We start from the raw sequence: 22,050 nt of genomic DNA, 5'->3' as shown, positions 1-22,050 counted from the left end.
AACCTACGTAAGGGCCTTCCGCCGGAGAGCGACCAAGCCAATACGCATAACAAACCGCAAGGGTACTAGCGCTGCCCCAGACGGGTCAAAACGAGGCCCGCCCCCTCTCCCGCACAACGCCACGGCGACAATACCCGGCCGAGATGTACGGCCCTGCCGGAAAGGTCCCCGCGGGCCTCCCCGGACCCTCACCGGCACCACCCGCCTCCCGTCTAAGATGCGCCCCATGAGCTTTGGGCAGCAGGGGGGACCGCAGTCCCAGTGGGACCCCTGGAAACCGCACTCGCAGCAGCCGTGGACCAGCGGCGGCGACGACGGCCAGACCCCGGACTGGGCAGCGCTCGCCGAGGCCTCCGAGACACGCAACAAGAGGCGCCGGCTGCTGTTCATCGGCGGCGGCGCTCTCGCCACGATCGCGATCGGCACCGCCGTCGCCATGGCCGTCGTCTCGGCGAACGGCAAGAACGAGGCCTCGGGCAACCCGTCCAACCTGCCCGCCGGCGGCGCCATCCCGAGCGGCAGCGCCTCGGCGCCCTCCTTCGCCCCGACCAGCGCGCCGCCCCCGCTGGACCCGAAGGAGTTCATCGCCAGCAAGGCCAAGGACACGGCCCCGCTCAGCGTGCAGAACCTCTTCCCGCTCGCGCAGCTGACCATGGAGTCGAACGTCTACAAGAGGGGCGCCACGGCCGACACCAAGAACTGCGCCTCGGCCGCCCAGGACTCCCTCCCGAAGATCCTCACCGGCAACGGCTGCACCCGCCTGCTGCGCGCCACCTACAGCAAGGACGGCGTCGCGGTGACGGTCGGCGTCGCCGTCTTCGACACCGAGGCGCAGGCGGCCAAGGCCAGAACGCAGTCGAACGCGGCGGCCAAGGCACACCAGAAGGCCTTCGTCACGGCCCTGCCGGGCAACGGCGTGAAGGCCTTCTGCAACGCGGCCACCTGCCTCACGACGGCGAACTCCTACGGCCGCTACGCCTACTTCGCCACCGTCGGTTTCACCAACGGCAAGGACGTCACGAACCAGTCCACGTCCGTCTTCAAGACCGGCAACGACCTGCAGCTGTACACCTTCCGCCAGATCCACGCCCGCGGCGAGGCCCAGGCGTCGGCAGCAGCGAACCAGTAACTAACAGCACCCGGCCGCGGGCAGCGTCCGCTTGTTGCGTGCCTCCTTGTTGCGCGCCGCGAGCAGCTCGTCGGCCGGGTAGCCGACCTCCTCCAGGGTCAGCCCGTGCGGCCGTACGACATGCACCGCCGAGTCCCGCACGCCGGCCGCGAGCACCTTGCCCGGCCAGTCCGGCCCCCGGTGCCCGTCCCCCACGAACAGCAGCGCCCCGATCAGCGAGCGCACCATGTTGTGGCAGAAGGCGTCCGCCCGCACGGTCGCGGTGATGATCCCGTCGTCCCCGCGCACCAGGCTCAGCTGCTGCAGCGTACGAATGGTGGTCGCGCCCTCCCGCTTCTTGCAGTAGGCGGCGAAGTCGTGCTCCCCCAGCAGCCGCTCGGCGGCCTCGTTCATGGCGTCGACGTCGAGCGGCCAGTCGTGCCAGAGCACATGGCTGCGCAGCAGCGGATCGACCCCGCCCGGGTTGTCGGTGACCCGGTACGCGTACCGCCGCCAGATCGCCGAGAAACGGGCGTTGAAGCCGCTGGGCGCCTCCCTGAGGGCCCACACCCGCACATCCCGCGGCAGCCGCCCGGCAAGCCGCTTGAGCAGCTTGTCGTGGTGCGCACCCCAGACCTCCCGCGGCAGATCCACATGCGCCACCTGCCCCCGCGCATGCACCCCGGCGTCGGTCCGCCCGGCCACGGTCAGCTCATAGGTCTCCGGAGACCGCGTGACGGTACGCAGCGCGTCCTCGATCTCCCCCTGAACGGTCCGCCGCCCCCCGGCCTGCTTGGCCCACCCGGAGAACTCGGAACCGTCGTAGGACAGATCAAGACGGACACGAACGAACCCGGGCTGCACTTCGTCACTCACACAGAGATCCTCTCACCCACACAAAAGCGGGCCCGCTCCTGAAAAGGAACGGACCCGCAATCGCCCCGACAGGGGCGCGGGGAACTGCGCGACCAGCCACAACGAACCCGCAGCCGCCAACCGAACAGCCCCCCGGCAGAACGCTTACGCGTCCTTGGACTCCTCGGCGGCAGCGTCCTCGACCTCGTCGGCCTTGGCCGTGTCGACCTTGGTCTCCTCGGCAGCCGGAGCGGCAGCCTCGGCGTCCTTGGCGGCACGCTTGGTGGCGGCCTCGGCCTCACCCGTCGCCTGCTGCGCAACCGTCAGCGCCTCGACCAGCTCGATGACAGCCATGGGCGCGTTGTCGCCACGGCGGTTACCGATCTTGGTGATGCGGGTGTAGCCACCCGGACGGTTCTCGTAGCGCGGGCCGATCTCGGTGAAGAGCGTGTGGACGACGCTCTTGTCCGTGATGACCTGCAGCACCTGACGGCGGTTGTGAAGGTCGCCCTTCTTCGCCTTGGTCACCAGACGCTCGGCGTACGGCCGCAGCCGACGGGCCTTCGCCTCGGTGGTGGTGATACGGCCGTGCTCGAACAGCGACTTCGCGAGGTTCGCGAGAAGCAGCTTCTCGTGCGCGGCACTGCCGCCCAGACGGGCACCCTTGGTGGGCTTCGGCATTGTTCTTCTCCTGTGTGTCTGCCCCGGCCGTATCAGGTACCGGGGTCAGGAACCCGATGAGCGGATGCTCACCGGCAAACGACCGATCAGTACTGCTCGGTCTCCACGAACCCGGCGTCCGCGTCGTCGTCGGCGCCGAAGGCGTCCGCGGCGGCGGTCGGGTCGAATCCGGGCGGGCTGTCCTTCAGGGCCAGGCCCATGCCGGCCAGCTTCGCCTTGACCTCGTCGATGGACTTCGCACCGAAGTTGCGGATGTCCAGGAGGTCGGCCTCGGAGCGGGCGACGAGCTCACCCACGGAGTGGATGCCCTCACGCTTGAGGCAGTTGTACGACCGAACGGTGAGCTCCAGCTCCTCGATCGGCAGCGCCAGATCAGCGGCAAGGGCGGCGTCCGTCGGGGACGGGCCCATGTCGATGCCCTCGGCGTCGATGTTCAGCTCGCGGGCGAGACCGAACAGCTCGACCAGGGTCTTGCCGGCGGAGGCCATGGCGTCACGGGGACGCATCGCCTGCTTGGTCTCGACGTCGACGATCAGCTTGTCGAAGTCGGTGCGCTGCTCGACACGGGTCGCCTCGACCTTGTACGTGACCTTGAGCACCGGCGAGTAGATGGAGTCGACCGGGATACGGCCGATCTCCTGGCCCACCTGCTTGTTCTGCACGGCGGAGACGTAACCGCGGCCGCGCTCGACCGTCAGCTCCATCTCCAGCTTGCCCTTGCCGTTGAGCGTGGCGAGGACCAGGTCGGGGTTGTGCACCTCGACACCGGCCGGGGGCGCGATGTCGGCGGCGGTGACGAGACCCGGGCCCTGTTTGCGCAGGTACATCACGACCGGCTCGTCGTGCTCCGAGGAGACGACCAGCTGCTTGATGTTGAGGATCAGGTCGGTGACGTCCTCCTTGACGCCCGGCACGGTGGTGAACTCGTGCAGAACGCCGTCGATGCGGATGGACGTGACCGCCGCACCCGGAATCGAGGAGAGGAGCGTACGACGCAGGGAGTTGCCGAGGGTGTAGCCGAAGCCCGGCTCCAGCGGCTCGATCACGAACCGGGAGCGGAACTCGTCGACGACCTCTTCGGTCAACGAGGGACGCTGAGCGATCAGCATGTGTGGATCAGATCCTTCATTCGTGGACGCCCGCTATTTGACGCCCGACGGAACCGCCCCGGCACAAGGGACGGGTACTGCAAGGGTACGGGCGATACGGCGCTTTGACCGCGCCGTACCGCCCGAAACCCGAAGACCTACCGGCCGTGCGTCAGACGCGACGACGCTTCGGCGGACGGCAGCCGTTGTGCGGGGTGGGGGTGACGTCCTGGATGGAGCCGACCTCGAGGCCGGTGGCCTGGAGGGAGCGGATCGCGGTCTCGCGACCGGAGCCCGGGCCCTTCACGAAGACGTCGACCTTGCGCATGCCGTGCTCCTGCGCGCGGCGGGCGGCCGACTCGGCGGCCATCTGCGCGGCGAAGGGGGTGGACTTGCGCGAACCCTTGAAGCCGACATGGCCGGCGGAGGCCCAGGAGATCACGTTGCCCGAGGGGTCCGTGATCGAGACGATCGTGTTGTTGAACGTGCTCTTGATGTGCGCGTGGCCGTGAGCGACGTTCTTCTTTTCCTTGCGGCGCACCTTCTTGGCAGCGCCCTGACGACCCTTGGGGGGCATCTACTAACTCCTACGGGGAGGTGGTCGGTCCTACAGCGAAGACCGCTGATGAAGCGTTGTCCGCTGAGGACTACTTCTTGCCCGGCTTCTTCTTGCCGGCGATGGCGCGACGCGGACCCTTGCGGGTACGGGCGTTGGTGCTGGTGCGCTGACCGCGGACGGGCAGACCGCGACGGTGACGGAGACCCTGGTAGCAACCGATCTCGACCTTGCGGCGGATGTCGGCCTGGATCTCGCGACGGAGGTCACCCTCGGTCTTGATGTTGTTGTCCACGTACTCGCGGATCGCGACGAGCTGCTCTTCGCTCAGGTCACGAACACGGGTGTTCGGGTCGATGCCCGTCTCCGCGAGCGTCTGCTGCGAAAGGGTCCGGCCGATGCCGAACACGTAGGTGAGGGCGACCTCCACGCGCTTTTCGCGCGGGATGTCAACACCGGAAACGCGTGCCACTTAATGGCTCCTGGTGATCTTCGGAGGTCTGCCACAGAACCGATTCCCGGCCGCCGTACTAGGTACGAACCGAGTCCCCGGCCTCCGAACCGGGGGTATCAAGCCGTGTCGGCTTGGGTCCTGCGTATGAACATATTCAGCTCGCGTCGCGCGAATCTCTGCGATATCGATGCAGAGGGATCGGTCGATCGTGCGTCAGCCCTGGCGCTGCTTGTGGCGCGGGTTCTCGCAGATGACCATGACCCGACCGTGACGGCGGATCACCCTGCACTTGTCGCAGATCTTCTTGACGCTCGGCTTGACCTTCATGGGATTGAGGTTCTCCGGGTCAGTGCCACCACCCCGCCGAGGCGGAGTGCGGGCAAGATCTACTTGTAGCGGTAGACGATCCGGCCACGCGTCAGGTCGTACGGAGAAAGCTCCACCACGACCCGGTCGTCAGGGAGGATGCGGATGTAGTGCATACGCATCTTGCCGCTGATGTGTGCCAGGACCTGGTGGCCGTTCTGGAGCTCGACCTTGAACATGGCGTTCGGAAGAGACTCGACGACAGTGCCCTCGATCTCGATGGCACCTTGCTTCTTGGCCACGCTTCGCCCTTCGAATCGACTACCTTGATCGACTCCGTGCGTTTCCCTTACGGGTGCATGCGGACATGCGGGTGCACGAGAGCCGACGAGTCAGTCTACGTCAGCACACCCTGAAAGACGAATCGAGGAAGGATGCCCAGACGGGGAGATCATTAAGCCGACCTCTGCCTGCGGGGCTACGCCAGCGGGTCCGGGGCGGCGGTGATCCCGTGCTCCGCCAGCTTCGCCCTGCCCCCGTCGGGAGACGTGAGCACCAGCGGGCCCTCCTCCGTCAGCGCCACCGAGTGCTCCCAGTGGGACGACCACGTACCGTCGATCGTGATGACGGTCCAGTCGTCGGAGAGGACCTCCGTCTTCGGCGTCCCGAGCGACACCATCGGCTCGATGGCGAGGCAGAAACCGGGCACCAGCTTCGGGCCCTTCCCGCGCCGCTTCTCGACGTAGTTCAGCAGGTGCGGGTCCATGTGCATCTCGGTGCCGATGCCGTGACCGCCGTAGTCCTCGATGATCCCGTACTTGCCGCCGCCCGGCTTCGGCTGGCGGCGGATGTACGTCTCGATGGCCCTCGACACGTCCACCAGCCGGTTGCCCTGCTTCATCGCGGCGATGCCGGCCCACATGGACTCTTCCGTGACCCGGGAGAGCTCGATCAGCTCGGGGGCGTGGCCGGAGCCGACGAAGGCGGTGTACGCCGCGTCGCCGTGCCAGCCGTCGATGATCGCGCCGCAGTCGATGGAGATGATGTCGCCGTCCTTCAGGACGACGTCGTCGGACGGGATGCCGTGGACGACGACCTCGTTGACGGAGGTGCAGATGGTCGCCGGAAAGCCGCCGTAGCCGAGGAAGTTCGGCTTGGCGTCGTGCTCGGCGAGGACCTTGCGCGCGACCTGGTCCAGGTCCTTGGTGGTGGCCCCGGGCACCGCGGCCTCACGAGTGGCCGCGTGGATGGCGGCGACGACCAGCCCCGCCTCACGCATCTTGGCGATCTGCTCGGGGGTCTTGATCTGCACCATGGGTGGCCTGCGCTCTCCGTCACTCACGTCAACCGGTTACGTACACAACAGTACGGCCGTGACGCCCCTTCGGGTGCCACGGCCGTAACTGGCTGACGGCTACTTGCCGTCGTCCTCGCGCTTGAGGGCTTCCAGCGCCCGCTGCGTGACCTCGGCCACCGGGCCCAGGGACGAGATCGTGACGACCAGGCCCTGCGCCTTGTAGTAGTCGATGATCGGCTCGGTCTGCGTGTGGTAGACCTCCAGCCGCGTGCGCACGGTGTCCTCGGAGTCGTCGTCACGCTGGTACAGCTCGCCGCCGCAGACGTCGCAGACGCCTTCCTTCTTCGCGGGGCTGTACGTCACGTGGAACACGTGCGACGAGTCGTTGCGGCAGATGCGCCGGCCGGCGATCCGCTTGACGACCTCTTCCTCGGGGACCTCGAGGTCGAGTACCGCGTCCAGCTTGATGCCCTCGGTCTTGAGCAGCTCGTCCAGCGCCTCGGCCTGCGAGACATTGCGCGGGAAACCGTCGAGCAGGAAGCCGTTCTCCGCGTCGGGCTGCTCCATGCGGTCCTTGGCCATCGCGATGGTGACCTCGTCGGGGACGAGGTTGCCGGCGTCCATGTAGGACTTCGCGAGTTTCCCGAGCTCCGTCTGCTGGCTGATGTTGGCGCGGAACAGGTCGCCCGTGGAGATGTGCGGGACGCGCAGCTTGTCGGCGAGGCGAGTGGCCTGCGTGCCCTTCCCTGCACCCGGCGGCCCGACGAGGACGATTCGCATCAGCGGAGGAACCCTTCGTAATTGCGCTGCTGAAGCTGGCTCTCAATCTGCTTCACCGTTTCGAGGCCAACACCCACGATGATCAGGATGCTGGTACCACCGAACGGGAAGTTCTGGCTTGCCCCGAAGCCAACCAACGCCATCGTCGGTACGAGAGCGATCAGACCCAGATACAGCGAACCCGGCCAGGTGATCCGGTTGAGTACGTAGCTGAGGTACTCAGCGGTCGGTCGGCCAGCCCGGATGCCCGGGATGAAGCCACCATACTTCTTCATGTTGTCGGCGACTTCCTCGGGGTTGAAGGAGATCGCCACGTAGAAGAACGCGAAGAAAACGATCAGCAAGAAGTACGTGGCCACGTAAACCGGGTGGTCACCCTTGGTCAGGTTGTTCTGGACCCACGTCTTCCAGCCGGAGTTGCCGCCCGAGAACTGCGCGATCAGGCTGGGGATGTAGAGCAGCGACGAGGCGAAGATCACGGGGATGACACCCGCCTGGTTGACCTTCAGCGGGATGTACGTGGACGTACCGCCGTACGACCTGCGTCCGATCATGCGCTTCGCGTACTGCACGGGGATCCGCCGCTGGGCCTGCTCGACGAAGACCACCAGACCGACCATCACCAGACCCACGGCGATCACGGTGCCGAACTCGATCCAGCCGCCGGCGAGCTTGCCCTGCAGCTTGATCGCCCACAGCGCGCTCGGGAAGGTCGCGGCGATCGAGATGAACATCAGGATCGACATGCCGTTGCCGATGCCGCGGTCGGTGATGAGCTCACCGAGCCACATGACGACGCCGGTACCGGCGGTCATGGTGACGACCATGGTGATGGTGGTGAAGATCGACTGGTCGGGGACGATCTGGCTGGCCACCGGGCAGCCGGAGAACAGCGCGCCACTGCGGGCGGTGGCGACCAGACCGGTGCCCTGGAGGATGGCCAGCGCCACCGTCAGGTACCGGGTGTACTGCGTGATCTTCGCGGTGCCGGCCTGGCCCTCCTTCTTGAGGGCTTCGAGGCGCGGGATCACCACCGTCAGCAGCTGCAGGATGATGCTCGCCGTGATGTACGGCATGATGCCGAGCGCGAAGATCGTGATCTGCAGCAGCGCGCCGCCGCTGAACATGTTGATCAGACTGAACAGGCCGCGGTTCGAGCTGGCCACATCCATGCACTGCTGGACGTTCTTGTAGTCGACGCCCGGGATCGGGATGTGCGTACCGACCCGGTACACCACGATGATGCCGAGCGTGAAGAGCAGTTTCTTGCGCAGGTCGGGCGTCCTGAACGCCCGGGCGAACGCGGTGAGCACGGTGCCTCCTGCGACCCCCGCGCAACTGCGTCAAGGGTGACGGTCTTGAGGTTCGACGGATACAAAAAAGAACAGTGCAGGCTACCTTACCGGCGGCACGGCTCCCCTTGGAACGACCGACCGGGGATACCCCATTGTGAGGTATCCCCGGTCGGGACTGCTTACGTCATCGAGACGTCCGAGAAAGTCAGACGAGCTCGGTGACGGTGCCGCCGGCGGCGGTGATCTTCTCCTTGGCGGAGCCGGAGACGGCGTCGACCGTCACCTGCAGCGCCACGGAGATCTCGCCCTGGCCGAGGACCTTGACGAGGCTGTTCTTGCGAACGGCACCCTTGGCCACCAGACCCTCGACGGTGACCTCGCCACCCTCGGGGTAGAGCGCGGCCAGCTTGTCGAGGTTCACGACCTGGAACTCGGTCTTGAACGGGTTCTTGAAGCCCTTCAGCTTCGGGAGGCGCATGTGGAGGGGCATCTGCCCACCCTCGAAGCGCTCCGGAACCTGGTAGCGGGCCTTCGTGCCCTTGGTACCACGACCGGCCGTCTTACCCTTCGACGCCTCACCACGACCGACACGGGTCTTGGCGGTCTTGGCGCCCGGGGCGGGACGGAGGTTGTGGATCTTGAGCGGGTTGTTCTCCGCCATGATCAGTCGACCTCCTCGACCGTCACGAGGTGGCGGACGGTGTGCACCATGCCGCGGAACTCGGGGCGGTCCTCCTTGACGACCTGCGTGTTGATGCCCTTGAGACCAAGGGAGCGCAGGGTGTCACGGTGGTTCTGCTTGCTGCCGATGTAGGACTTGACCTGCGTAATCTTGAGCTGCGCCATGATTACGCACCCGCCCCGGCACGCGCACGCAGCAGAGCCGCGGGGGCGACGTCCTCGAGCGGCAGACCACGGCGGGCCGCGATCTCCTCGGGACGCTGCAGGCCCTTCAGGGCCTCCACGGTCGCGTGCACGATGTTGATCGCGTTGTCGGAGCCGAGCGACTTCGACAGCACGTCGTGAATACCGGCGCACTCGAGCACGGCACGCACCGGGCCACCGGCGATAACACCGGTACCGGGGGACGCGGGCTTGAGCAGCACGACGCCGGCAGCCTTCTCACCCTGGATCGGGTGCGGGATGGTGCCCTGGATACGGGGGACCTTGAAGAAGTGCTTCTTGGCCTCCTCAACACCCTTGGCGATGGCGGCCGGCACCTCCTTGGCCTTGCCGTAACCGACACCCACGGTGCCGTCACCGTCGCCCACCACGACCAGCGCGGTGAAGCTGAAGCGACGACCACCCTTCACAACCTTGGCGACACGGTTGATCGCGACGACACGCTCAACGTAAGCGGTCTTCTCGGCGGCAGCTGCGCCACCGTCACGACCCTTACGGTCCCGCCGCTCGCCGCCACCGGCACCGCTTCCACGGCGCTGGGGTCCAGCCATTGGATTACCTCTCTCTTTCCGCTAGCTACGAGCGGCTCAGAACTTGAGCCCGGCTTCGCGGGCGGCGTCCGCCAGGGCGGCGATGCGCCCGGCGTACTGGTTGCCACCACGGTCGAATACGACGGCCTCGACGCCCGCGGCCTTGGCGCGCTCGGCGACCAGGGCGCCGACCTGCTTGGCCTGCGCGGACTTGTCGCCCTCGCCACCGCGGATCGAGGTGTCCAGGGTGGACGCCGACGCAAGGGTGTGACCCTTGATGTCGTCGATCACCTGGGCCACGATGTGGCGGTTCGAGCGGGTAACGACCAGACGCGGACGCTCCGCCGTTCCGTTGATGTGCTTACGGATCCGGATGTGGCGGCGCTTGATCGCGGCGCGCTTGTAGGCGTCGCCCTTAAGGATCTTCTGTCCGTATGCCATGGCTTACTTACCCGCCTTTCCGACCTTGCGGCGGATGACTTCGCCCTCGTACTTGACGCCCTTGGCCTTGTACGGGTCGGGCTTGCGCAGCTTGCGGATGTTGGCCGCAACCTCGCCGACCTTCTGCTTGTCGATGCCCTCGACCGAGAACCGGGTGGGGGCCTCCACCTTGAAGGTGATGCCCTCGGGGGCCTCGACGGTGATCGGGTGGCTGTAGCCGAGAGCGAACTCGAGGTTCGAACCCTTGGCGGTCACTCGGTAACCGACACCGCTGATCTCGAGCTTCTTCACGTAACCCTGGGTCACGCCGGTGATCATGTTCGCCACCAGCGTGCGGGACAGGCCGTGCAGGGCCTTGCTCTGACGCTCGTCGTTGGGGCGGGTGACGTTCAGGACGCCGTCCTCACCCTTGGCGATCTCGATCGGCGCCACGACGGTGTGGGTCAGCGTGCCCTTGGGGCCCTTGACCGAGACCGTCTGGCCGTCGATGGTGACGTCCACGCCGGCGGGAACCGTGATGGGGAGCTTGCCAATACGCGACATAGCTGTTTCCTCCGATTCCTTTCCGCTACCAGACGTAGGCGAGGACTTCTCCGCCTACGCCCTTCTTGCCGGCCTGCTTGTCGGTCAGGAGACCGTGCGACGTGGAGATGATCGCCACGCCGAGGCCACCGAGGACCTTGGGCAGGTTGGTGGACTTCGCGTACACCCGGAGACCGGGCTTGGAGATCCGCTTGATGCCCGCGATGGAGCGCTCACGGTTCGGGCCGAACTTCAGCTCGAGGACGAGGTTCTTGCCGACCTCGGCGTCCTCGACCTTCCAGCCCGTGATGAAGCCCTCCTGCTGGAGGATCTCCGCGATGTGCGACTTGATCTTCGATGCCGGCATCGACACGGAGTCGTGGTATGCCGAGTTCGCGTTCCGCAGACGCGTAAGCATGTCTGCGATCGGATCAGTCATGGTCATGAATTGGCCTTCGGCCTCTCTCGCCGGGGTTTCCAGGTGCCCATCCCTCTCCTCGATCCGAGACGAGGCGGGTGCGGTGCGGTGGACCTACGGCGTAGTAAGTCGTACGGGCGTCAGGGCGCCCAACCCTCCCAGCCTAAGCCATGGAGGGGTGGGCCCCTGACCAAACCCTTTGCTTACCGAGAGCTTCAGGTATCCCCAAGTAGGGGATTACCAGGAGCTCTTGGTCACGCCCGGCAGCTCGCCACGGTGAGCCATCTCACGAAGGCACACGCGGCACAGGCCGAACTTGCGGTACACGGAGTGGGGACGGCCGCAGCGCTGGCAGCGCGTGTAGCCACGCACGCCGAACTTGGGCTTGCGAGCAGCCTTCGCGATCAGAGCCTTCTTCGCCATCTCGCTCACGCCTCCTTGAAGGGGAAGCCGAGGTGACGAAGGAGCGCACGGCCCTCAGCGTCGTTGGTCGCCGTGGTCACCACGGTGATGTCCATACCCCGGACGCGGTCGATCTTGTCCTGGTCGATCTCGTGGAACATGACCTGCTCCGTGAGACCGAAGGTGTAGTTGCCACGGCCGTCGAACTGCTTGGGGGACAGGCCGCGGAAGTCGCGGATGCGCGGCAGCGCGAGCGACAGGGTGCGGTCCAGGAACTCCCACATGCGGTCGCCACGGAGCGTGACGTGGGCACCGATCGGCTGACCCTCACGCAGCTTGAACTGCGCGATGGACTTGCGGGCCTTGGTGACGGCCGGCTTCTGACCGGTGATCGTGGTGAGGTCGCGGATGGCGCCCTCGATCAGCTTGGAGTCGCGGGCGGCGTCGCCCACACCCATGTTGACCACGATCTTGACGAGGCCGGGGATCTGCATGACGTTCTCGTACTTGAACTCGTCACGCAGCTTGCCCGCGATCTCCTCGCGGTACTTCGTCTTGAGACGCGGAGTGGTGGTGGTAGCCATCAGATGTCCTCACCCGTCCGCTTGGCAACGCGGATCTTGTTGCCCTCGTCGTCGAAGCGGTAACCGACACGCGTGACGACCTTGTTGCCGTCCTTCTCAACGACCAGCTGGACGTTGGAGACGTGGATCGGCGCCTCGGTCGTGACGATGCCGCCGGCCTGCGAACCGCTGGCGGTCGGACCGGCCTTGGTGTGCTTCTTGACCCGGTTGACACCCTCGACCAGGACGCGCTCCTCGCGCGGGTAAGCGGCAATGACCTTGCCCTGCTTGCCCTTGTCCTTGCCGGTGATGACCTGGACCAGGTCGCCCTTCTTGATCTTCATGCTTACAGCACCTCCGGAGCCAGCGAGATGATCTTCATGAACTTCTTCTCGCGCAGCTCACGCCCGACCGGGCCGAAGATGCGGGTGCCGCGAGGGTCACCGTCGTTCTTCAGAATGACGGCGGCGTTCTCGTCGAAGCGGATGTACGAGCCGTCCGGACGGCGGCGCTCCTTGACGGTGCGAACGATGACCGCCTTGACGACGTCACCCTTCTTCACGTTGCCACCGGGGATCGCGTCCTTGACGGTGGCGACGATGACGTCACCGATGCCCGCGTAGCGGCGACCGGAGCCACCGAGCACACGGATGCAAAGGATCTCCTTCGCACCAGTGTTGTCGGCGACACGCAGTCGCGACTCCTGCTGGATCACGTCTATCTCCTGTTTGTCTGCCGGTTCCCGCAGGGCCCCTTCGGGGGCGAACCTGCGAGCCTGGCGGAACCGTCCTGCGGATTTGCCCCGCAGGAATTACTTGCGCCTCTTGAGGCGGAAACCCTGCCGGGGCCGAAGCCCCGGCGGGGTCAGCGGGGGCGAGCCCCCGCTTGATTACTTCGCCTTCTCGAGGATCTCGACGACGCGCCAGCGCTTCGTCGCGGACAGCGGCCGGGTCTCCGCGAGGAGGACACGGTCGCCGACACCCGCGGCGTTCTGCTCGTCGTGCGCCTTGAGCTTGTTCGTACGGCGGATGACCTTGCCGTACAGCGCGTGCTTCACGCGGTCCTCGACAGCGACGACGACGGTCTTGTCCATCTTGTCGCTGACGACGAGACCCTCACGGGTCTTGCGGGCGCCACGTGCCTCGGTCGTCTGCTCTTCAGTCACATTGCTCTCGCTCATCAGGCGTTCTCCACCGTTTCGATGCCCAGCTCACGCTCGCGCATCAGGGTGTAGATCCGCGCGATGTCCTTGCGGACCGCCTTCAGACGGCCGTGGTTCTCGAGCTGACCCGTCGCCGCCTGGAAGCGGAGGTTGAACAGCTCTTCCTTGGACTCGCGGAGCTTCGCCAGAAGCTCCTCGTTGCCCAGCTCGCGCAGCTCGGACGCCTTGGTACCGGCCGACATCACGCTTCACCTGCCTCGCGCTTGACGATCCGGCACTTCATCGGCAGCTTGTGAGCGGCACGAGTGAGGGCCTCACGCGCAATCTTCTCGTTGGGGTACGACAGCTCGAACATCACGCGTCCGGGCTTGACGTTGGCGATCCACCACTCCGGAGAACCCTTACCGGAACCCATGCGGGTCTCGGCAGGCTTCTTGGTGAGGGGACGGTCCGGGTAGATGTTGATCCAGACCTTGCCACCACGCTTGATGTGACGCGTCATGGCGATACGAGCGGCCTCGATCTGACGGTTCGTCACGTACGCCGGGGTGAGCGCCTGGATGCCGTACTCGCCGAACGCAACCTGCGTGCCGCCCTTGGCAGCGCCGGAGCGCTTCGGGTGGTGCTGCTTGCGGTGCTTGACCCTACGGGGGATCAGCATGTCGGTCAGGCCTCCGTTCCGGTGCTCTCAGCCGGAGCGGCGGCGGGGGCCTCGGCCTTGGGGGCCTCGGCGCCGGCAGCCTGCTGCGGCTTGCGACCGCGCCCGCCACGCTCGCCACCGCGGCCACCACGGGCCGGGCGGTCGGCGCCACCACGGGCCGGGCGGTTACCCGCACGGGCCGCAGCGTTCTCGGCGCGGACCTCGGCGATGTTCTTGACGTCGCCCTTGTAGATCCAGACCTTCACACCGATGCGGCCGAAGGTCGTCTTGGCCTCGAAGAAGCCGTAGTCCACGTTCGCGCGGAGCGTGTGCAGGGGCACACGGCCCTCGCGGTAGAACTCCGAGCGGGACATCTCGGCGCCACCGAGGCGGCCACCGCACTGGATCTTGATGCCCTTGGCGCCGGCCTTCATCGCCGACTGCATGCTCTTGCGCATGGCACGGCGGAAGGAGACGCGGGAGGAGAGCTGCTCGGCGACGGCCTGAGCAACCAGCTGAGCGTCGGTCTCGGGGTTCTTGACCTCGAGGATGTTCAGCTGGACCTGCTTGCCCGTGAGCTTCTCGAGGTCACCGCGGATGCGGTCGGCCTCGGCGCCACGGCGGCCGATGACGATGCCCGGACGAGCGGTGTGGATGTCCACACGCACACGGTCACGGGTGCGCTCGATCTCCACCTTCGAGATGCCGGCGCGCTCCATGCCGGACGTCATCATCCGACGGATGGCGACGTCTTCCTTGACGTAGTCCTTGTACAGCTTGTCGGCGTACCACCGGGACTTGAAGTCCGTGGTGACACCGAGCCGGAACCCATGCGGGTTAACCTTCTGGCCCATTACCGGGTTCCTTCCTTGCTGCTGACGACCACGGTGATGTGGCTGGTCCGCTTGCGGATCCGGTAGGCACGGCCCTGGGCACGCGGACGGAACCGCTTCAGGGTCGGGCCCTCGTCGACGTACGCCTCGGAGATGAAGAGGCTGTCGGCGTCGGTGTGGTCGTAGTTGTGCGCGGCGTTGGCGATGGCGCTGTCGAGCACCTTGCCGACGGGCACGGAGGCTGCCTGCGGAGCGAATCGCAGAACAGCCTGAGCCTCCGTGGCATCCATGCCACGGATAAGGTCCACCACGCGGCGGGCCTTCATGGGCGTAACGCGGATGTACCGCGCCTGGGCCCTGGCTTCCATGGTTGTCCCTCTCAGTTACTTACGTGTCTGAATGCGATCCGCTACTAGCGGCGCTTCGACTTCCGGTCGTCCTTGACGTGGCCCCGGAAGGTGCGCGTCGGCGAGAACTCGCCGAGCTTGTGGCCGACCATCGACTCGGTGACGAACACCGGGATGTGGGTCTTGCCGTTGTGCACCGCGATCGTGTGGCCGAGCATGGCCGGGACGATCATCGAGCGACGGGACCAGGTCTTGATGACGTTCTTGGTGCCGGCTTCGTTCTGAGCATCCACCTTCTTGGCGAGGTGCTCGTCGACAAAGGGCCCCTTCTTGAGACTGCGCGGCATCTAAACCCGCTCCTAGCGCTTCTTGTTCGTCTTGCGGCGGCGGACGATGTACTTGTTCGACGCCTTCTTGGGCGAACGAGTACGACCTTCCTTCTGACCCCAGGGGCTGACCGGGTGGCGACCACCGGAGGTCTTGCCCTCACCACCACCGTGGGGGTGGTCAACCGGGTTCATCGCCACACCGCGAACGGTCGGGCGGACGCCCAGCCAGCGCTTGCGGCCGGCCTTGCCCCAGTTGATGTTGCTCTGCTCGGCGTTGCCGACCTCGCCGACCGTGGCGCGGCAGCGCTGGTCGACCAGGCGGATCTCACCGGACGGCATGCGGAGGTGGGCCATCGTGCCCTCCTTCGCGAGCAGCTGCACGGAGGCACCGGCGGAGCGGGCGAACTTGGCACCGCCGCCCGGACGAAGCTCCACGGAGTGGATCGTCGTACCGACCGGGATGTTGCGCAGCGCCAGGTTGTTGCCGGGCTTGATGTCGGCGCCGGGACCGTTCTCGATCCGGTCGCCCTGCGTCAGGCCCTTCGGCGCCAGGATGTAGCGCTTCTCGCCGTCCGCGTAGTGGAGCAGCGCGATGCGCGCGGTGCGGTTGGGGTCGTACTCGATGTGCGCGACCTTCGCCGGCACGCCGTCCTTGTCGTGACGACGGAAGTCGATCACTCGGTAGGCGCGCTTGTGTCCGCCACCCTGGTGGCGAACGGTCACACGACCGGCGTTGTTACGGCCGCCCTTGCTGTGCAGCGGGCGGACCAGCGACTTCTCCGGCGTGGACCGCGTGACCTCGACGAAGTCGGCGACGCTGGAGCCACGACGGCCCGGCGTAGTCGGCTTGTACTTGCGGATTCCCATTTCTCAGTCCTCGTCCGATATCGGACGATCCGACCCGCTTACGCGGTCGGACCGCCGAAGATGTCGATACGGTCGCCCTCGGCGAGGGTCACGATCGCGCGCTTGGTGGCCGCACGCTGACCGAAGCCGGTGCGGGTCCGCTTGCGCTTGCCGATGCGGTTGATCGTGTTGACCCCGGTGACCTTGACCGAGAAGACCGCCTGGACGGCCTGCTTGATCTGGGTCTTGTTGGCACTCGGGTCGACGATGAACGTGTACTTGTTCTCGTCGAGAAGCGCGTAGCTCTTCTCGGAGACGACCGGCTTGAGCAGCACGTCACGGGGGTCCGTGTACGCCTTGCTCAGCGGGGTCTCGACGGTGTTCTTGCCCTCGGCGGCGTGGCGACGCGCCTTGGCGACGCGCGCGGCCTTGGCGGCCTTCGCAGCCTTGGAGGCAATGCTCGGGTGACGCGTAGCCATCAGGCCTCGCTCCCTTCGGTGTCAGCGGCCTTGGGGCCAGACACGAAGGACTCGAAAGCGGCCTGGGTGAAGACCACGTCGTCCGAGACGAGAACGTCGTACGTGTTCAGCTGGCCCGGCTCCAGGATGTGGACCTGGGGCAGGTTGCGGGCGGACAGCCACGTGGCCTCGTCGGCGCGCTCGACAACCAGGAGCAGGTTCTTGCGCTCCGAGATCTTGCCGAACAGCGTCCGGGCGGCCTTCGTCGACGGGTTCTCACCCTCGACGACGCCGGAGACGACGTGGATGCGGTTGTGGCGGGCCCGGTCGGTGAGGGCGTGACGCAGCGCGGCAGCCTTCATCTTCTTCGGGGTCCGCTGCGAGTAGTCGCGCGGCACGGGACCGTGCACGACGCCACCACCGGCGAACTGCGGGGCGCGGGTCGAGCCCTGACGGGCGCGGCCGGTGCCCTTCTGGCGGTACGGCTTCTTGCCGCCACCGCGGACCTCGCCACGGGTCTTGGTCTTGTGCGTGCCCTGACGGGCCGCGGCCAGCTGCGCGACGACGACCTGGTGGATCAGCGGGATGCTGACCTTCTCGACGTCGAAGATCTCCGCGGGGAGCTCGACGGAACCGGCCTTGTCGCCCGCCGGCGAAAGGATGTCAACAGTGCTCATCGGTTACCTCAGGCCCCCTTGGCCGCGGTGCGGACCAGGACGAGGCCGCCGTTCGGACCGGGAACCGCGCCCTTGATGAGCAGCAGACCCTTCTCCGCGTCAACGGCGTGGACGGTCAGGTTCTGGGTGGTGACCCGCTCGTTGCCCATACGACCCGCCATGCGGAGGCCCTTGAACACACGGCCCGGGGTGGCGCAGCCACCGATGGAACCGGGAGAGCGGTGCTTGCGCTGGGTGCCGTGACCGGCGCCGAGGCCACCGAAGTTGTGGCGCTTCATGACACCGGCGAAGCCCTTGCCCTTGCTCTTGCCGGTGACGTCGACCTTGACGCCCGCCTCGAACACCTCGGCGGTGATCTCCTGGCCGAGGGTGTACTCGCTGGCGTCAGCGGTACGGAGCTCGACGAGGTGGCGGCGGGGGGTGACGTCGGCCTTGGCGAAGTGGCCCTTGAGGGGCTTGTTCACCTTGCGCGGGTCGATCTCGCCGAAGGCGATCTGAACCGACTCGTAGCCGTCGCTGTCGTTCGTACGCACCTGGGTGACGACGTTCGGGCCGGCCTTGACGACGGTGACCGGAACAACACGGTTGTTCTCGTCCCACACCTGCGTCATGCCGAGCTTCTCGCCCAGGATGCCCTTGATCTGCTTAGCCATTCTCAGATCACCGGCCCTCAGAGCTTGATCTCGATGTCGACACCGGCCGGGAGGTCGAGTCGCATCAGAGAGTCAACGGTCTTGGGCGTCGGGTCGAGGATGTCGATCAGGCGCTTGTGCGTGCGCATCTCGAAGTGCTCGCGCGAGTCCTTGTACTTGTGCGGCGACTTGATGACGCAGTACACGTTCTTCTCAGTGGGCAGCGGCACCGGGCCCGCGACCGACGCACCAGTGCGGGTCACCGTCTCGACGATCTTCTTCGCCGAGGAGTCGATGACCTCGTGGTCGTAGGCCTTGAGCCGGATGCGGATCTTCTGTCCCGCCATGGCTACTCAGTAGTCCTTTGTCTCTTCACGCTCTGGAACCCGGTCCTCCACACGCTCCTCGCCGACCCACGCGGTCGGGCGTGTCGCGCTTTCACTGACACAGATGTCCCTTGTTCGAACATCCCTTGCCTGGGAAAGAGGTTCACCCGGGTGCCTGGCCAGTGCCGCACCGCACTTCCCGGAAGATTCCCGTACGTCCGCCCCAGTGCTGCCTTACGGCAGTTAGGGCGACGAGTACTGTGGGACTCGCTTCCGGTCCTCCCGGCGGGAGGCGCGCAGCATCAACACTCGACCGAGCAACTCCGACAGTCTGCCATACGGGGCAGGGGCCTGGCCAATCGAGGCCGGAGAGAATACCCCCAGGGTGACGCAGGTCAAACCCGCACCCCCGACACCCCTCGGACGAGCCGCTGACAGACCCTCGCCCCAGCCCCGCTTTTGTTCATGTCCGTGAAAAAGAATCACCGCGGGCCGCGAGCACCATGCGGTACGTGTCGCCGAGCGGCACCGCGACACGGGCCTGCAGCTGGGCCGGACCTCCTCCAGCACCCCGAGCAGCCAGTGGCCGTGGAACAACCTGATCGTGAGCTCGGAGTCGCACGACAACGTGGCTCCGGCGGCGAGAACGCGGACGGCTTCGCGGCGAAGCCCACCACCGGCACCGGAAACGTCTTCCGCTACAGGGAACGTCCGTGTTCCGGACGAGCACCTCGTGCCGCTTCGGCGTGAGCGGTTCGAACGACAAGACCGCGCAAGGTGGTGACGCCGTGACCAGGGGCTTCTGACGTCCCCTGGGGCTTCCCCCACCCCGATGGACCGGCTTGCCGGATGGTCCGGGGGAAGCCGCCCCGGCCACGGTGGTGGCACAGCCCACGGCCACCGGAAGGACACCTCGTGCGCATCGTCACGGCCACCGCCGTCATCCTGATCCTGGCGGCGGGAGCCGCACCGGCCACCGCGGCCGGCTCCGGCCCATCCGGTACGGACGGCCTGTGGCGCACGGACGGCTACGGCACCGTCCTCGCCCTCGGCCACGGGGTGTACCAGGAGTACCAGACCACCGCGGTGAGCTGCCTCAAGGGCGACACCGCGCGGCAGACCGGCCCGGGCACGTACACGGCGGACGGCACCACGCTGACCGTACGCCTCGGACGGGACCACGATCACGCCCGGCTGTCGGCGGACAGCTCAGTCGGCCACCGGCAGCTGCTCCGGATCGCTGCGCTGCCCGACAAGTGCACCCGTCCGACGCCCAAGGATCCCCGTACCGCCTTCGACGTCTTCTGGCAGTCCTTCGAGGAGAACTACCCGTTCTTCGCCGCCAAGGGCATCGACTGGCACGCCGTGCGCGACCGCTACCGCCCGTTGATCCACAAGGACACGACCCGCTCGCGGCTCTTCGACGTCTTCAGCCGGATGGTCGCCCCGCTCCACGACGCCCATGTCGCCGTGCAGGACGGCGACCGCGTCTTCGCCCAGGGCCGCCCAGGCACCGAGATACCCACGGAGCAACTGGACGCCAGGGCCAAGAAGTTCATCGTCGAGCGCGACCTCGCCAAAGCCCCCTACCGGCGGGACTTCGCCGCTGGGCGCGTCACGTACGCCGACCTGCCCGGCAACGGCCCCGGGTACCTGCGCGTCTCCGGCTTCGGCGGGTACACGACCGCCGACCACGGCTCGTACGCCGCCAACCTGGCCGAGCTCGACAAGGCACTCGACACCGTCCTCACCACGGAGCGCACCCGGCGCCTGCCGGGTCTGATCATCGACCTGCGCATCAACGGCGGCGGCTCCGACGCCCTCGGCATCCACCTCGCCGAGCGGCTCACCGGTCGGCCCTACATCGCCTACGCCAAGCGCGCCCGCAACGACCCTGCCGACCCGACCCGGCACACCCGCCCCGAGCCCGTACCCGTGGTCCCCGCCCACGCGCCCCGCTACACCGGCCCCGTCGCCGTCCTGACCGGCGGCTCCACGGTCAGCGCGGGCGAGACCTTCACCCAGGCCCTCATGGACCGCCCCGGCAGGACGATCCGCATCGGGCAGCCCACACAGGGCGTGTTCTCCGACGTCATGTCCCGCAAGCTCCCGAACGGCATGACGGCCTGGCTCCCCAACGAGGAGTTCCTGACCCACACGGGCCACACCTTCGACGGCACGGGCATCCCGCCCCAGATCACCGAGCCGGTGTTCACCAGCGAGGAGTTCGTCCACAACAGGGACTCGGCATTCGACCGGGCGGTGAACCTGCTGCGCTTCTGACGAGGCGCCGGCAACGCCCTGCGGAGCTACGCCGTGCGCAACCGCGCGAACGACGTATCCAACCCCCGCTTCAACACTCGGGCCGCAGGCCGCTCCACGAGCCGGTGGACGAGCCAGCTCAGCACGAGGAATCCGGCGATCACGCCGGCGACCAGCACCCGGGGATCCATCGCGTCCCGAAGCTGCCCGATCACCGTCGTCCCGGCCACGTAGTGGATCAGATACAGCGGATACGTCAGACTCCCCGCCGTGACCAGCCACTTCCACCGCACGCGATCCGTCGCACCCAGTGCGATCGCGACCATCACGAGCAGAAACACGGTGTAGATCACCATGCTCCCCCGCCACCCGGAGACATGCTCGGTGTTGTCGATCCTCAGCCCCAGCTGCCGCTGCCCCATCAGCCACGCCATCCCGAGGATCCCCCACAGCAGCAGGTCCTGGCCGAAGCGGTGCATGAGGTAGAGGGCAAGGCCCGCGATGAAGAACCAGGCGCCCTCCGGGTTGGCGGCCAGCGTCATGAGGCGGAACTCCGAGACCGGGGCGAGCATCGCTGCCGCACCCCACACACAGCAGAAGATCACGACCTTGCGGTACGTCAGCCCGGTGGCGACGACGACCATGAAGAGCAGATAGAAGCGCAGCTCCGACCAGAGCGTCCAGTAGACGCGGTCGACGTTCGCCACGCCCGAACCCGACTGCAGCATCGTGAAGTTGAGCAGGATGTCGCGCAGCTTCAGCCGGTCCCAGATCCCCGGCCCCGGCGCCACCACCAGCACGGCCGTGGTGAAGGCGATCCCGAACCAGTAGGCCGGGTACAGCCGGATCACGCGGGAGACGAAGAAGTCGCGCGGGGTGCGTCCCCAGCAGGACATGCAGATCACGAAGCCGCTGATCACGAAGAAGATCTCGACGCCGATCCAGCCGTAGGCGGCGAAGTGGAAGACCGTCGGCATGGTGTCGGACACCGGCCGGCCCCAGATGGCGTTGCCCGGCTGGTCGACGCGCCAGCTGCCGACGTAGTGGTGCACGGCCACCATCAGGGCGGCGACGAGACGGATGCCGTCGATGGCGTACAGGCGGGGACGCTCGCGGCGGAGTGGGGCCGCTTGACGGCGTACCTGCACCGTCCGCAGCTGTCGCGTCGGCCGGTCGACCATCGTGGACATCAACGACCATCCCTGTGTCTTGCCTGTTCCGACCCCTCACGCTAGGGGGTCACCAGCGCCCCGCAGTGAGCAGACAAGAACATTCGGGGCATCGGAAACGGGGAGTTGGCCGAACTCTCCATGAGCCGTCCCGCAAGGTTCGCCGAGAC

General features: G+C 66.8%; 34 protein-coding genes and 1 pseudogene. 3 read left to right on the top strand and 32 right to left on the bottom strand.

What is annotated here, in order from left to right:
- Positions 1–226 precede the first annotated feature (226 nt).
- Positions 227–1,129 (top strand): hypothetical protein, encoded by a 903-nt coding sequence (locus ACFY1U_RS06835; protein WP_390693044.1) that lies wholly within the window; start codon positions 227–229, stop codon positions 1,127–1,129.
- On the opposite strand, the gene truA is transcribed toward ACFY1U_RS06835, so the two are convergent.
- The 31 genes from truA to rpsJ form a co-directional block, all read right to left on the bottom strand.
- Positions 1,130–1,984, bottom strand: coding sequence for a tRNA pseudouridine(38-40) synthase TruA (truA, locus tag ACFY1U_RS06830; protein ID WP_390693043.1), 855 nt, complete (start codon positions 1,982–1,984; stop codon positions 1,130–1,132).
- A 144-nt stretch (positions 1,985–2,128) separates the two neighbouring features.
- Positions 2,129–2,644 (bottom strand): 50S ribosomal protein L17, encoded by a 516-nt coding sequence (gene rplQ, locus ACFY1U_RS06825; RefSeq protein WP_365834928.1) that lies wholly within the window; start codon positions 2,642–2,644, stop codon positions 2,129–2,131.
- An 86-nt stretch (positions 2,645–2,730) separates the two neighbouring features.
- On the bottom strand, positions 2,731–3,753 hold the full coding sequence (locus tag ACFY1U_RS06820) for a DNA-directed RNA polymerase subunit alpha (RefSeq protein WP_003966937.1): 1,023 nt from the start codon (positions 3,751–3,753) through the stop codon (positions 2,731–2,733).
- Between the two features lie 151 nt (positions 3,754–3,904).
- Positions 3,905–4,309: a 30S ribosomal protein S11 gene (gene rpsK / locus ACFY1U_RS06815; protein ID WP_003956432.1), complete on the bottom strand. Its 405-nt coding sequence runs from the start codon at positions 4,307–4,309 to the stop codon at positions 3,905–3,907.
- A 70-nt stretch (positions 4,310–4,379) separates the two neighbouring features.
- Positions 4,380–4,760, bottom strand: coding sequence for a 30S ribosomal protein S13 (rpsM, locus tag ACFY1U_RS06810; RefSeq protein ID WP_020135802.1), 381 nt, complete (start codon positions 4,758–4,760; stop codon positions 4,380–4,382).
- A 195-nt stretch (positions 4,761–4,955) separates the two neighbouring features.
- The gene (gene rpmJ / locus ACFY1U_RS06805; RefSeq protein ID WP_003998809.1) at positions 4,956–5,069 is read right to left on the bottom strand and encodes a 50S ribosomal protein L36; all 114 of its coding nucleotides are present in this window, start codon (positions 5,067–5,069) and stop codon (positions 4,956–4,958) included.
- A gap of 59 nt (positions 5,070–5,128) precedes the next feature.
- A complete protein-coding gene (gene infA / locus ACFY1U_RS06800) occupies positions 5,129–5,350 on the bottom strand; it encodes a translation initiation factor IF-1 (protein ID WP_003948620.1) in 222 nt (73 codons plus the stop codon).
- A 176-nt stretch (positions 5,351–5,526) separates the two neighbouring features.
- Positions 5,527–6,363 carry a type I methionyl aminopeptidase gene (map, locus tag ACFY1U_RS06795; RefSeq protein WP_390693042.1) on the bottom strand — a complete coding sequence of 279 codons (837 nt, stop codon included), beginning with the start codon at positions 6,361–6,363 and terminating at the stop codon, positions 5,527–5,529.
- Between the two features lie 99 nt (positions 6,364–6,462).
- Positions 6,463–7,125 (bottom strand): adenylate kinase, encoded by a 663-nt coding sequence (locus ACFY1U_RS06790; protein WP_390693041.1) that lies wholly within the window; start codon positions 7,123–7,125, stop codon positions 6,463–6,465.
- A complete protein-coding gene (gene secY / locus ACFY1U_RS06785; protein ID WP_390693040.1) occupies positions 7,125–8,438 on the bottom strand; it encodes a preprotein translocase subunit SecY in 1,314 nt (437 codons plus the stop codon). Before secY ends, ACFY1U_RS06790 begins: the two co-directional genes overlap by 1 nt.
- 187 nt (positions 8,439–8,625) lie before the next feature.
- The gene (gene rplO, locus ACFY1U_RS06780) at positions 8,626–9,081 is read right to left on the bottom strand and encodes a 50S ribosomal protein L15 (RefSeq protein WP_003974249.1); all 456 of its coding nucleotides are present in this window, start codon (positions 9,079–9,081) and stop codon (positions 8,626–8,628) included.
- A 2-nt stretch (positions 9,082–9,083) separates the two neighbouring features.
- Positions 9,084–9,266, bottom strand: a complete 183-nt coding sequence (gene rpmD / locus ACFY1U_RS06775) for a 50S ribosomal protein L30 (RefSeq protein ID WP_003974250.1) — start codon at positions 9,264–9,266, stop codon at positions 9,084–9,086.
- Positions 9,267–9,268: 2 nt separating this feature from the next.
- Positions 9,269–9,874 (bottom strand): 30S ribosomal protein S5, encoded by a 606-nt coding sequence (rpsE, locus tag ACFY1U_RS06770; RefSeq protein ID WP_019753099.1) that lies wholly within the window; start codon positions 9,872–9,874, stop codon positions 9,269–9,271.
- Between the two features lie 36 nt (positions 9,875–9,910).
- Positions 9,911–10,294: a 50S ribosomal protein L18 gene (rplR, locus tag ACFY1U_RS06765; protein ID WP_007494754.1), complete on the bottom strand. Its 384-nt coding sequence runs from the start codon at positions 10,292–10,294 to the stop codon at positions 9,911–9,913.
- Between the two features lie 3 nt (positions 10,295–10,297).
- Positions 10,298–10,837, bottom strand: coding sequence for a 50S ribosomal protein L6 (gene rplF / locus ACFY1U_RS06760; protein ID WP_115906445.1), 540 nt, complete (start codon positions 10,835–10,837; stop codon positions 10,298–10,300).
- Between the two features lie 25 nt (positions 10,838–10,862).
- A complete protein-coding gene (rpsH, locus tag ACFY1U_RS06755) occupies positions 10,863–11,261 on the bottom strand; it encodes a 30S ribosomal protein S8 (RefSeq protein ID WP_030930492.1) in 399 nt (132 codons plus the stop codon).
- 210 nt (positions 11,262–11,471) lie between these two features.
- Entirely contained in the window at positions 11,472–11,657 is a 186-nt protein-coding gene (locus tag ACFY1U_RS06750) for a type Z 30S ribosomal protein S14 (protein WP_003948630.1), read from the bottom strand.
- 5 nt (positions 11,658–11,662) lie between these two features.
- On the bottom strand, positions 11,663–12,220 hold the full coding sequence (rplE, locus tag ACFY1U_RS06745; RefSeq protein WP_007494758.1) for a 50S ribosomal protein L5: 558 nt from the start codon (positions 12,218–12,220) through the stop codon (positions 11,663–11,665).
- Positions 12,220–12,543, bottom strand: a complete 324-nt coding sequence (gene rplX, locus ACFY1U_RS06740) for a 50S ribosomal protein L24 (RefSeq protein WP_030930498.1) — start codon at positions 12,541–12,543, stop codon at positions 12,220–12,222. The genes rplE and rplX overlap by 1 nt, the downstream gene beginning before the upstream one ends.
- Positions 12,544–12,545: 2 nt before the next feature.
- Complete coding sequence (gene rplN / locus ACFY1U_RS06735) at positions 12,546–12,914, bottom strand: 50S ribosomal protein L14 (RefSeq protein ID WP_003998823.1); 369 nt, start codon at positions 12,912–12,914, stop codon at positions 12,546–12,548.
- Positions 12,915–13,088: 174 nt separating this feature from the next.
- A complete protein-coding gene (gene rpsQ / locus ACFY1U_RS06730) occupies positions 13,089–13,379 on the bottom strand; it encodes a 30S ribosomal protein S17 (protein WP_099930779.1) in 291 nt (96 codons plus the stop codon).
- On the bottom strand, positions 13,379–13,603 hold the full coding sequence (gene rpmC, locus ACFY1U_RS06725) for a 50S ribosomal protein L29 (protein WP_030930505.1): 225 nt from the start codon (positions 13,601–13,603) through the stop codon (positions 13,379–13,381). Before rpmC ends, rpsQ begins: the two co-directional genes overlap by 1 nt.
- Complete coding sequence (gene rplP / locus ACFY1U_RS06720) at positions 13,603–14,022, bottom strand: 50S ribosomal protein L16 (RefSeq protein ID WP_009327094.1); 420 nt, start codon at positions 14,020–14,022, stop codon at positions 13,603–13,605. The genes rpmC and rplP overlap by 1 nt, the downstream gene beginning before the upstream one ends.
- Before the next feature lie 5 nt (positions 14,023–14,027).
- On the bottom strand, positions 14,028–14,855 hold the full coding sequence (gene rpsC, locus ACFY1U_RS06715) for a 30S ribosomal protein S3 (protein ID WP_030839666.1): 828 nt from the start codon (positions 14,853–14,855) through the stop codon (positions 14,028–14,030).
- Positions 14,855–15,202, bottom strand: coding sequence for a 50S ribosomal protein L22 (gene rplV / locus ACFY1U_RS06710; protein ID WP_003974262.1), 348 nt, complete (start codon positions 15,200–15,202; stop codon positions 14,855–14,857). Before rplV ends, rpsC begins: the two co-directional genes overlap by 1 nt.
- Before the next feature lie 44 nt (positions 15,203–15,246).
- On the bottom strand, positions 15,247–15,528 hold the full coding sequence (rpsS, locus tag ACFY1U_RS06705) for a 30S ribosomal protein S19 (RefSeq protein WP_351462482.1): 282 nt from the start codon (positions 15,526–15,528) through the stop codon (positions 15,247–15,249).
- Between the two features lie 12 nt (positions 15,529–15,540).
- Positions 15,541–16,377, bottom strand: coding sequence for a 50S ribosomal protein L2 (gene rplB / locus ACFY1U_RS06700; RefSeq protein ID WP_058923763.1), 837 nt, complete (start codon positions 16,375–16,377; stop codon positions 15,541–15,543).
- 38 nt (positions 16,378–16,415) lie between these two features.
- Positions 16,416–16,835 carry a 50S ribosomal protein L23 gene (rplW, locus tag ACFY1U_RS06695; protein WP_390693039.1) on the bottom strand — a complete coding sequence of 140 codons (420 nt, stop codon included), beginning with the start codon at positions 16,833–16,835 and terminating at the stop codon, positions 16,416–16,418.
- Positions 16,835–17,491: a 50S ribosomal protein L4 gene (gene rplD / locus ACFY1U_RS06690; protein WP_390693038.1), complete on the bottom strand. Its 657-nt coding sequence runs from the start codon at positions 17,489–17,491 to the stop codon at positions 16,835–16,837. The genes rplW and rplD overlap by 1 nt, the downstream gene beginning before the upstream one ends.
- Before the next feature lie 8 nt (positions 17,492–17,499).
- Positions 17,500–18,144, bottom strand: coding sequence for a 50S ribosomal protein L3 (rplC, locus tag ACFY1U_RS06685; RefSeq protein ID WP_390693037.1), 645 nt, complete (start codon positions 18,142–18,144; stop codon positions 17,500–17,502).
- Between the two features lie 17 nt (positions 18,145–18,161).
- Positions 18,162–18,470, bottom strand: coding sequence for a 30S ribosomal protein S10 (gene rpsJ, locus ACFY1U_RS06680; protein WP_003948644.1), 309 nt, complete (start codon positions 18,468–18,470; stop codon positions 18,162–18,164).
- Positions 18,471–18,963: 493 nt separating this feature from the next.
- Here rpsJ and ACFY1U_RS06675 point away from each other — a divergent pair.
- A pseudogene (locus ACFY1U_RS06675) lies at positions 18,964–19,151 on the top strand (right-handed parallel beta-helix repeat-containing protein); the annotation flags it as partial.
- Positions 19,152–19,364: 213 nt separating this feature from the next.
- The gene (locus tag ACFY1U_RS06670) at positions 19,365–20,732 is read left to right on the top strand and encodes a S41 family peptidase (RefSeq protein ID WP_390693036.1); all 1,368 of its coding nucleotides are present in this window, start codon (positions 19,365–19,367) and stop codon (positions 20,730–20,732) included.
- Positions 20,733–20,758: 26 nt separating this feature from the next.
- Here ACFY1U_RS06670 and ACFY1U_RS06665 read toward each other — a convergent pair whose 3' ends face one another.
- The gene (locus ACFY1U_RS06665) at positions 20,759–21,901 is read right to left on the bottom strand and encodes an acyltransferase family protein (protein WP_390693035.1); all 1,143 of its coding nucleotides are present in this window, start codon (positions 21,899–21,901) and stop codon (positions 20,759–20,761) included.
- Between the last annotated feature and the right edge of the window lie 149 nt (positions 21,902–22,050).

Origin of the sequence: Streptomyces sp. NPDC001351 (assembly GCF_042896045.1) — a bacterium.
In the GTDB taxonomy this organism is placed as follows: domain Bacteria; phylum Actinomycetota; class Actinomycetes; order Streptomycetales; family Streptomycetaceae; genus Streptomyces.
This window is presented reverse-complemented; position numbering and strand designations above follow the sequence as displayed.

Coding starts and splice junctions, on each gene's coding strand:
- ACFY1U_RS06835 (WP_390693044.1), top strand. CDS start 227: ATGAGCTTTGGGCAGCAGGGGGGACCGCAGTCCCAGTGGGACCCCTGG.
- rplQ (WP_365834928.1), bottom strand. CDS start 2,644: ATGCCGAAGCCCACCAAGGGTGCCCGTCTGGGCGGCAGTGCCGCGCAC.
- ACFY1U_RS06820 (WP_003966937.1), bottom strand. CDS start 3,753: ATGCTGATCGCTCAGCGTCCCTCGTTGACCGAAGAGGTCGTCGACGAG.
- rpsK (WP_003956432.1), bottom strand. CDS start 4,309: ATGCCCCCCAAGGGTCGTCAGGGCGCTGCCAAGAAGGTGCGCCGCAAG.
- rpmJ (WP_003998809.1), bottom strand. CDS start 5,069: ATGAAGGTCAAGCCGAGCGTCAAGAAGATCTGCGACAAGTGCAGGGTG.
- map (WP_390693042.1), bottom strand. CDS start 6,363: ATGGTGCAGATCAAGACCCCCGAGCAGATCGCCAAGATGCGTGAGGCG.
- ACFY1U_RS06790 (WP_390693041.1), bottom strand. CDS start 7,125: ATGCGAATCGTCCTCGTCGGGCCGCCGGGTGCAGGGAAGGGCACGCAG.
- rplO (WP_003974249.1), bottom strand. CDS start 9,081: ATGGCGGAGAACAACCCGCTCAAGATCCACAACCTCCGTCCCGCCCCG.
- rpmD (WP_003974250.1), bottom strand. CDS start 9,266: ATGGCGCAGCTCAAGATTACGCAGGTCAAGTCCTACATCGGCAGCAAG.
- rpsE (WP_019753099.1), bottom strand. CDS start 9,874: ATGGCTGGACCCCAGCGCCGTGGAAGCGGTGCCGGTGGCGGCGAGCGG.
- rplR (WP_007494754.1), bottom strand. CDS start 10,294: ATGGCATACGGACAGAAGATCCTTAAGGGCGACGCCTACAAGCGCGCC.
- rplF (WP_115906445.1), bottom strand. CDS start 10,837: ATGTCGCGTATTGGCAAGCTCCCCATCACGGTTCCCGCCGGCGTGGAC.
- rpsH (WP_030930492.1), bottom strand. CDS start 11,261: ATGACCATGACTGATCCGATCGCAGACATGCTTACGCGTCTGCGGAAC.
- ACFY1U_RS06750 (WP_003948630.1), bottom strand. CDS start 11,657: ATGGCGAAGAAGGCTCTGATCGCGAAGGCTGCTCGCAAGCCCAAGTTC.
- rplE (WP_007494758.1), bottom strand. CDS start 12,220: ATGGCTACCACCACCACTCCGCGTCTCAAGACGAAGTACCGCGAGGAG.
- rplX (WP_030930498.1), bottom strand. CDS start 12,543: ATGAAGATCAAGAAGGGCGACCTGGTCCAGGTCATCACCGGCAAGGAC.
- rpsQ (WP_099930779.1), bottom strand. CDS start 13,379: ATGAGCGAGAGCAATGTGACTGAAGAGCAGACGACCGAGGCACGTGGC.
- rpmC (WP_030930505.1), bottom strand. CDS start 13,603: ATGTCGGCCGGTACCAAGGCGTCCGAGCTGCGCGAGCTGGGCAACGAG.
- rplP (WP_009327094.1), bottom strand. CDS start 14,022: ATGCTGATCCCCCGTAGGGTCAAGCACCGCAAGCAGCACCACCCGAAG.
- rpsC (WP_030839666.1), bottom strand. CDS start 14,855: ATGGGCCAGAAGGTTAACCCGCATGGGTTCCGGCTCGGTGTCACCACG.
- rplV (WP_003974262.1), bottom strand. CDS start 15,202: ATGGAAGCCAGGGCCCAGGCGCGGTACATCCGCGTTACGCCCATGAAG.
- rpsS (WP_351462482.1), bottom strand. CDS start 15,528: ATGCCGCGCAGTCTCAAGAAGGGGCCCTTTGTCGACGAGCACCTCGCC.
- rplB (WP_058923763.1), bottom strand. CDS start 16,377: ATGGGAATCCGCAAGTACAAGCCGACTACGCCGGGCCGTCGTGGCTCC.
- rplW (WP_390693039.1), bottom strand. CDS start 16,835: ATGGCTACGCGTCACCCGAGCATTGCCTCCAAGGCTGCGAAGGCCGCC.
- rplD (WP_390693038.1), bottom strand. CDS start 17,491: ATGAGCACTGTTGACATCCTTTCGCCGGCGGGCGACAAGGCCGGTTCC.
- rplC (WP_390693037.1), bottom strand. CDS start 18,144: ATGGCTAAGCAGATCAAGGGCATCCTGGGCGAGAAGCTCGGCATGACG.
- rpsJ (WP_003948644.1), bottom strand. CDS start 18,470: ATGGCGGGACAGAAGATCCGCATCCGGCTCAAGGCCTACGACCACGAG.
- ACFY1U_RS06665 (WP_390693035.1), bottom strand. CDS start 21,901: ATGTCCACGATGGTCGACCGGCCGACGCGACAGCTGCGGACGGTGCAG.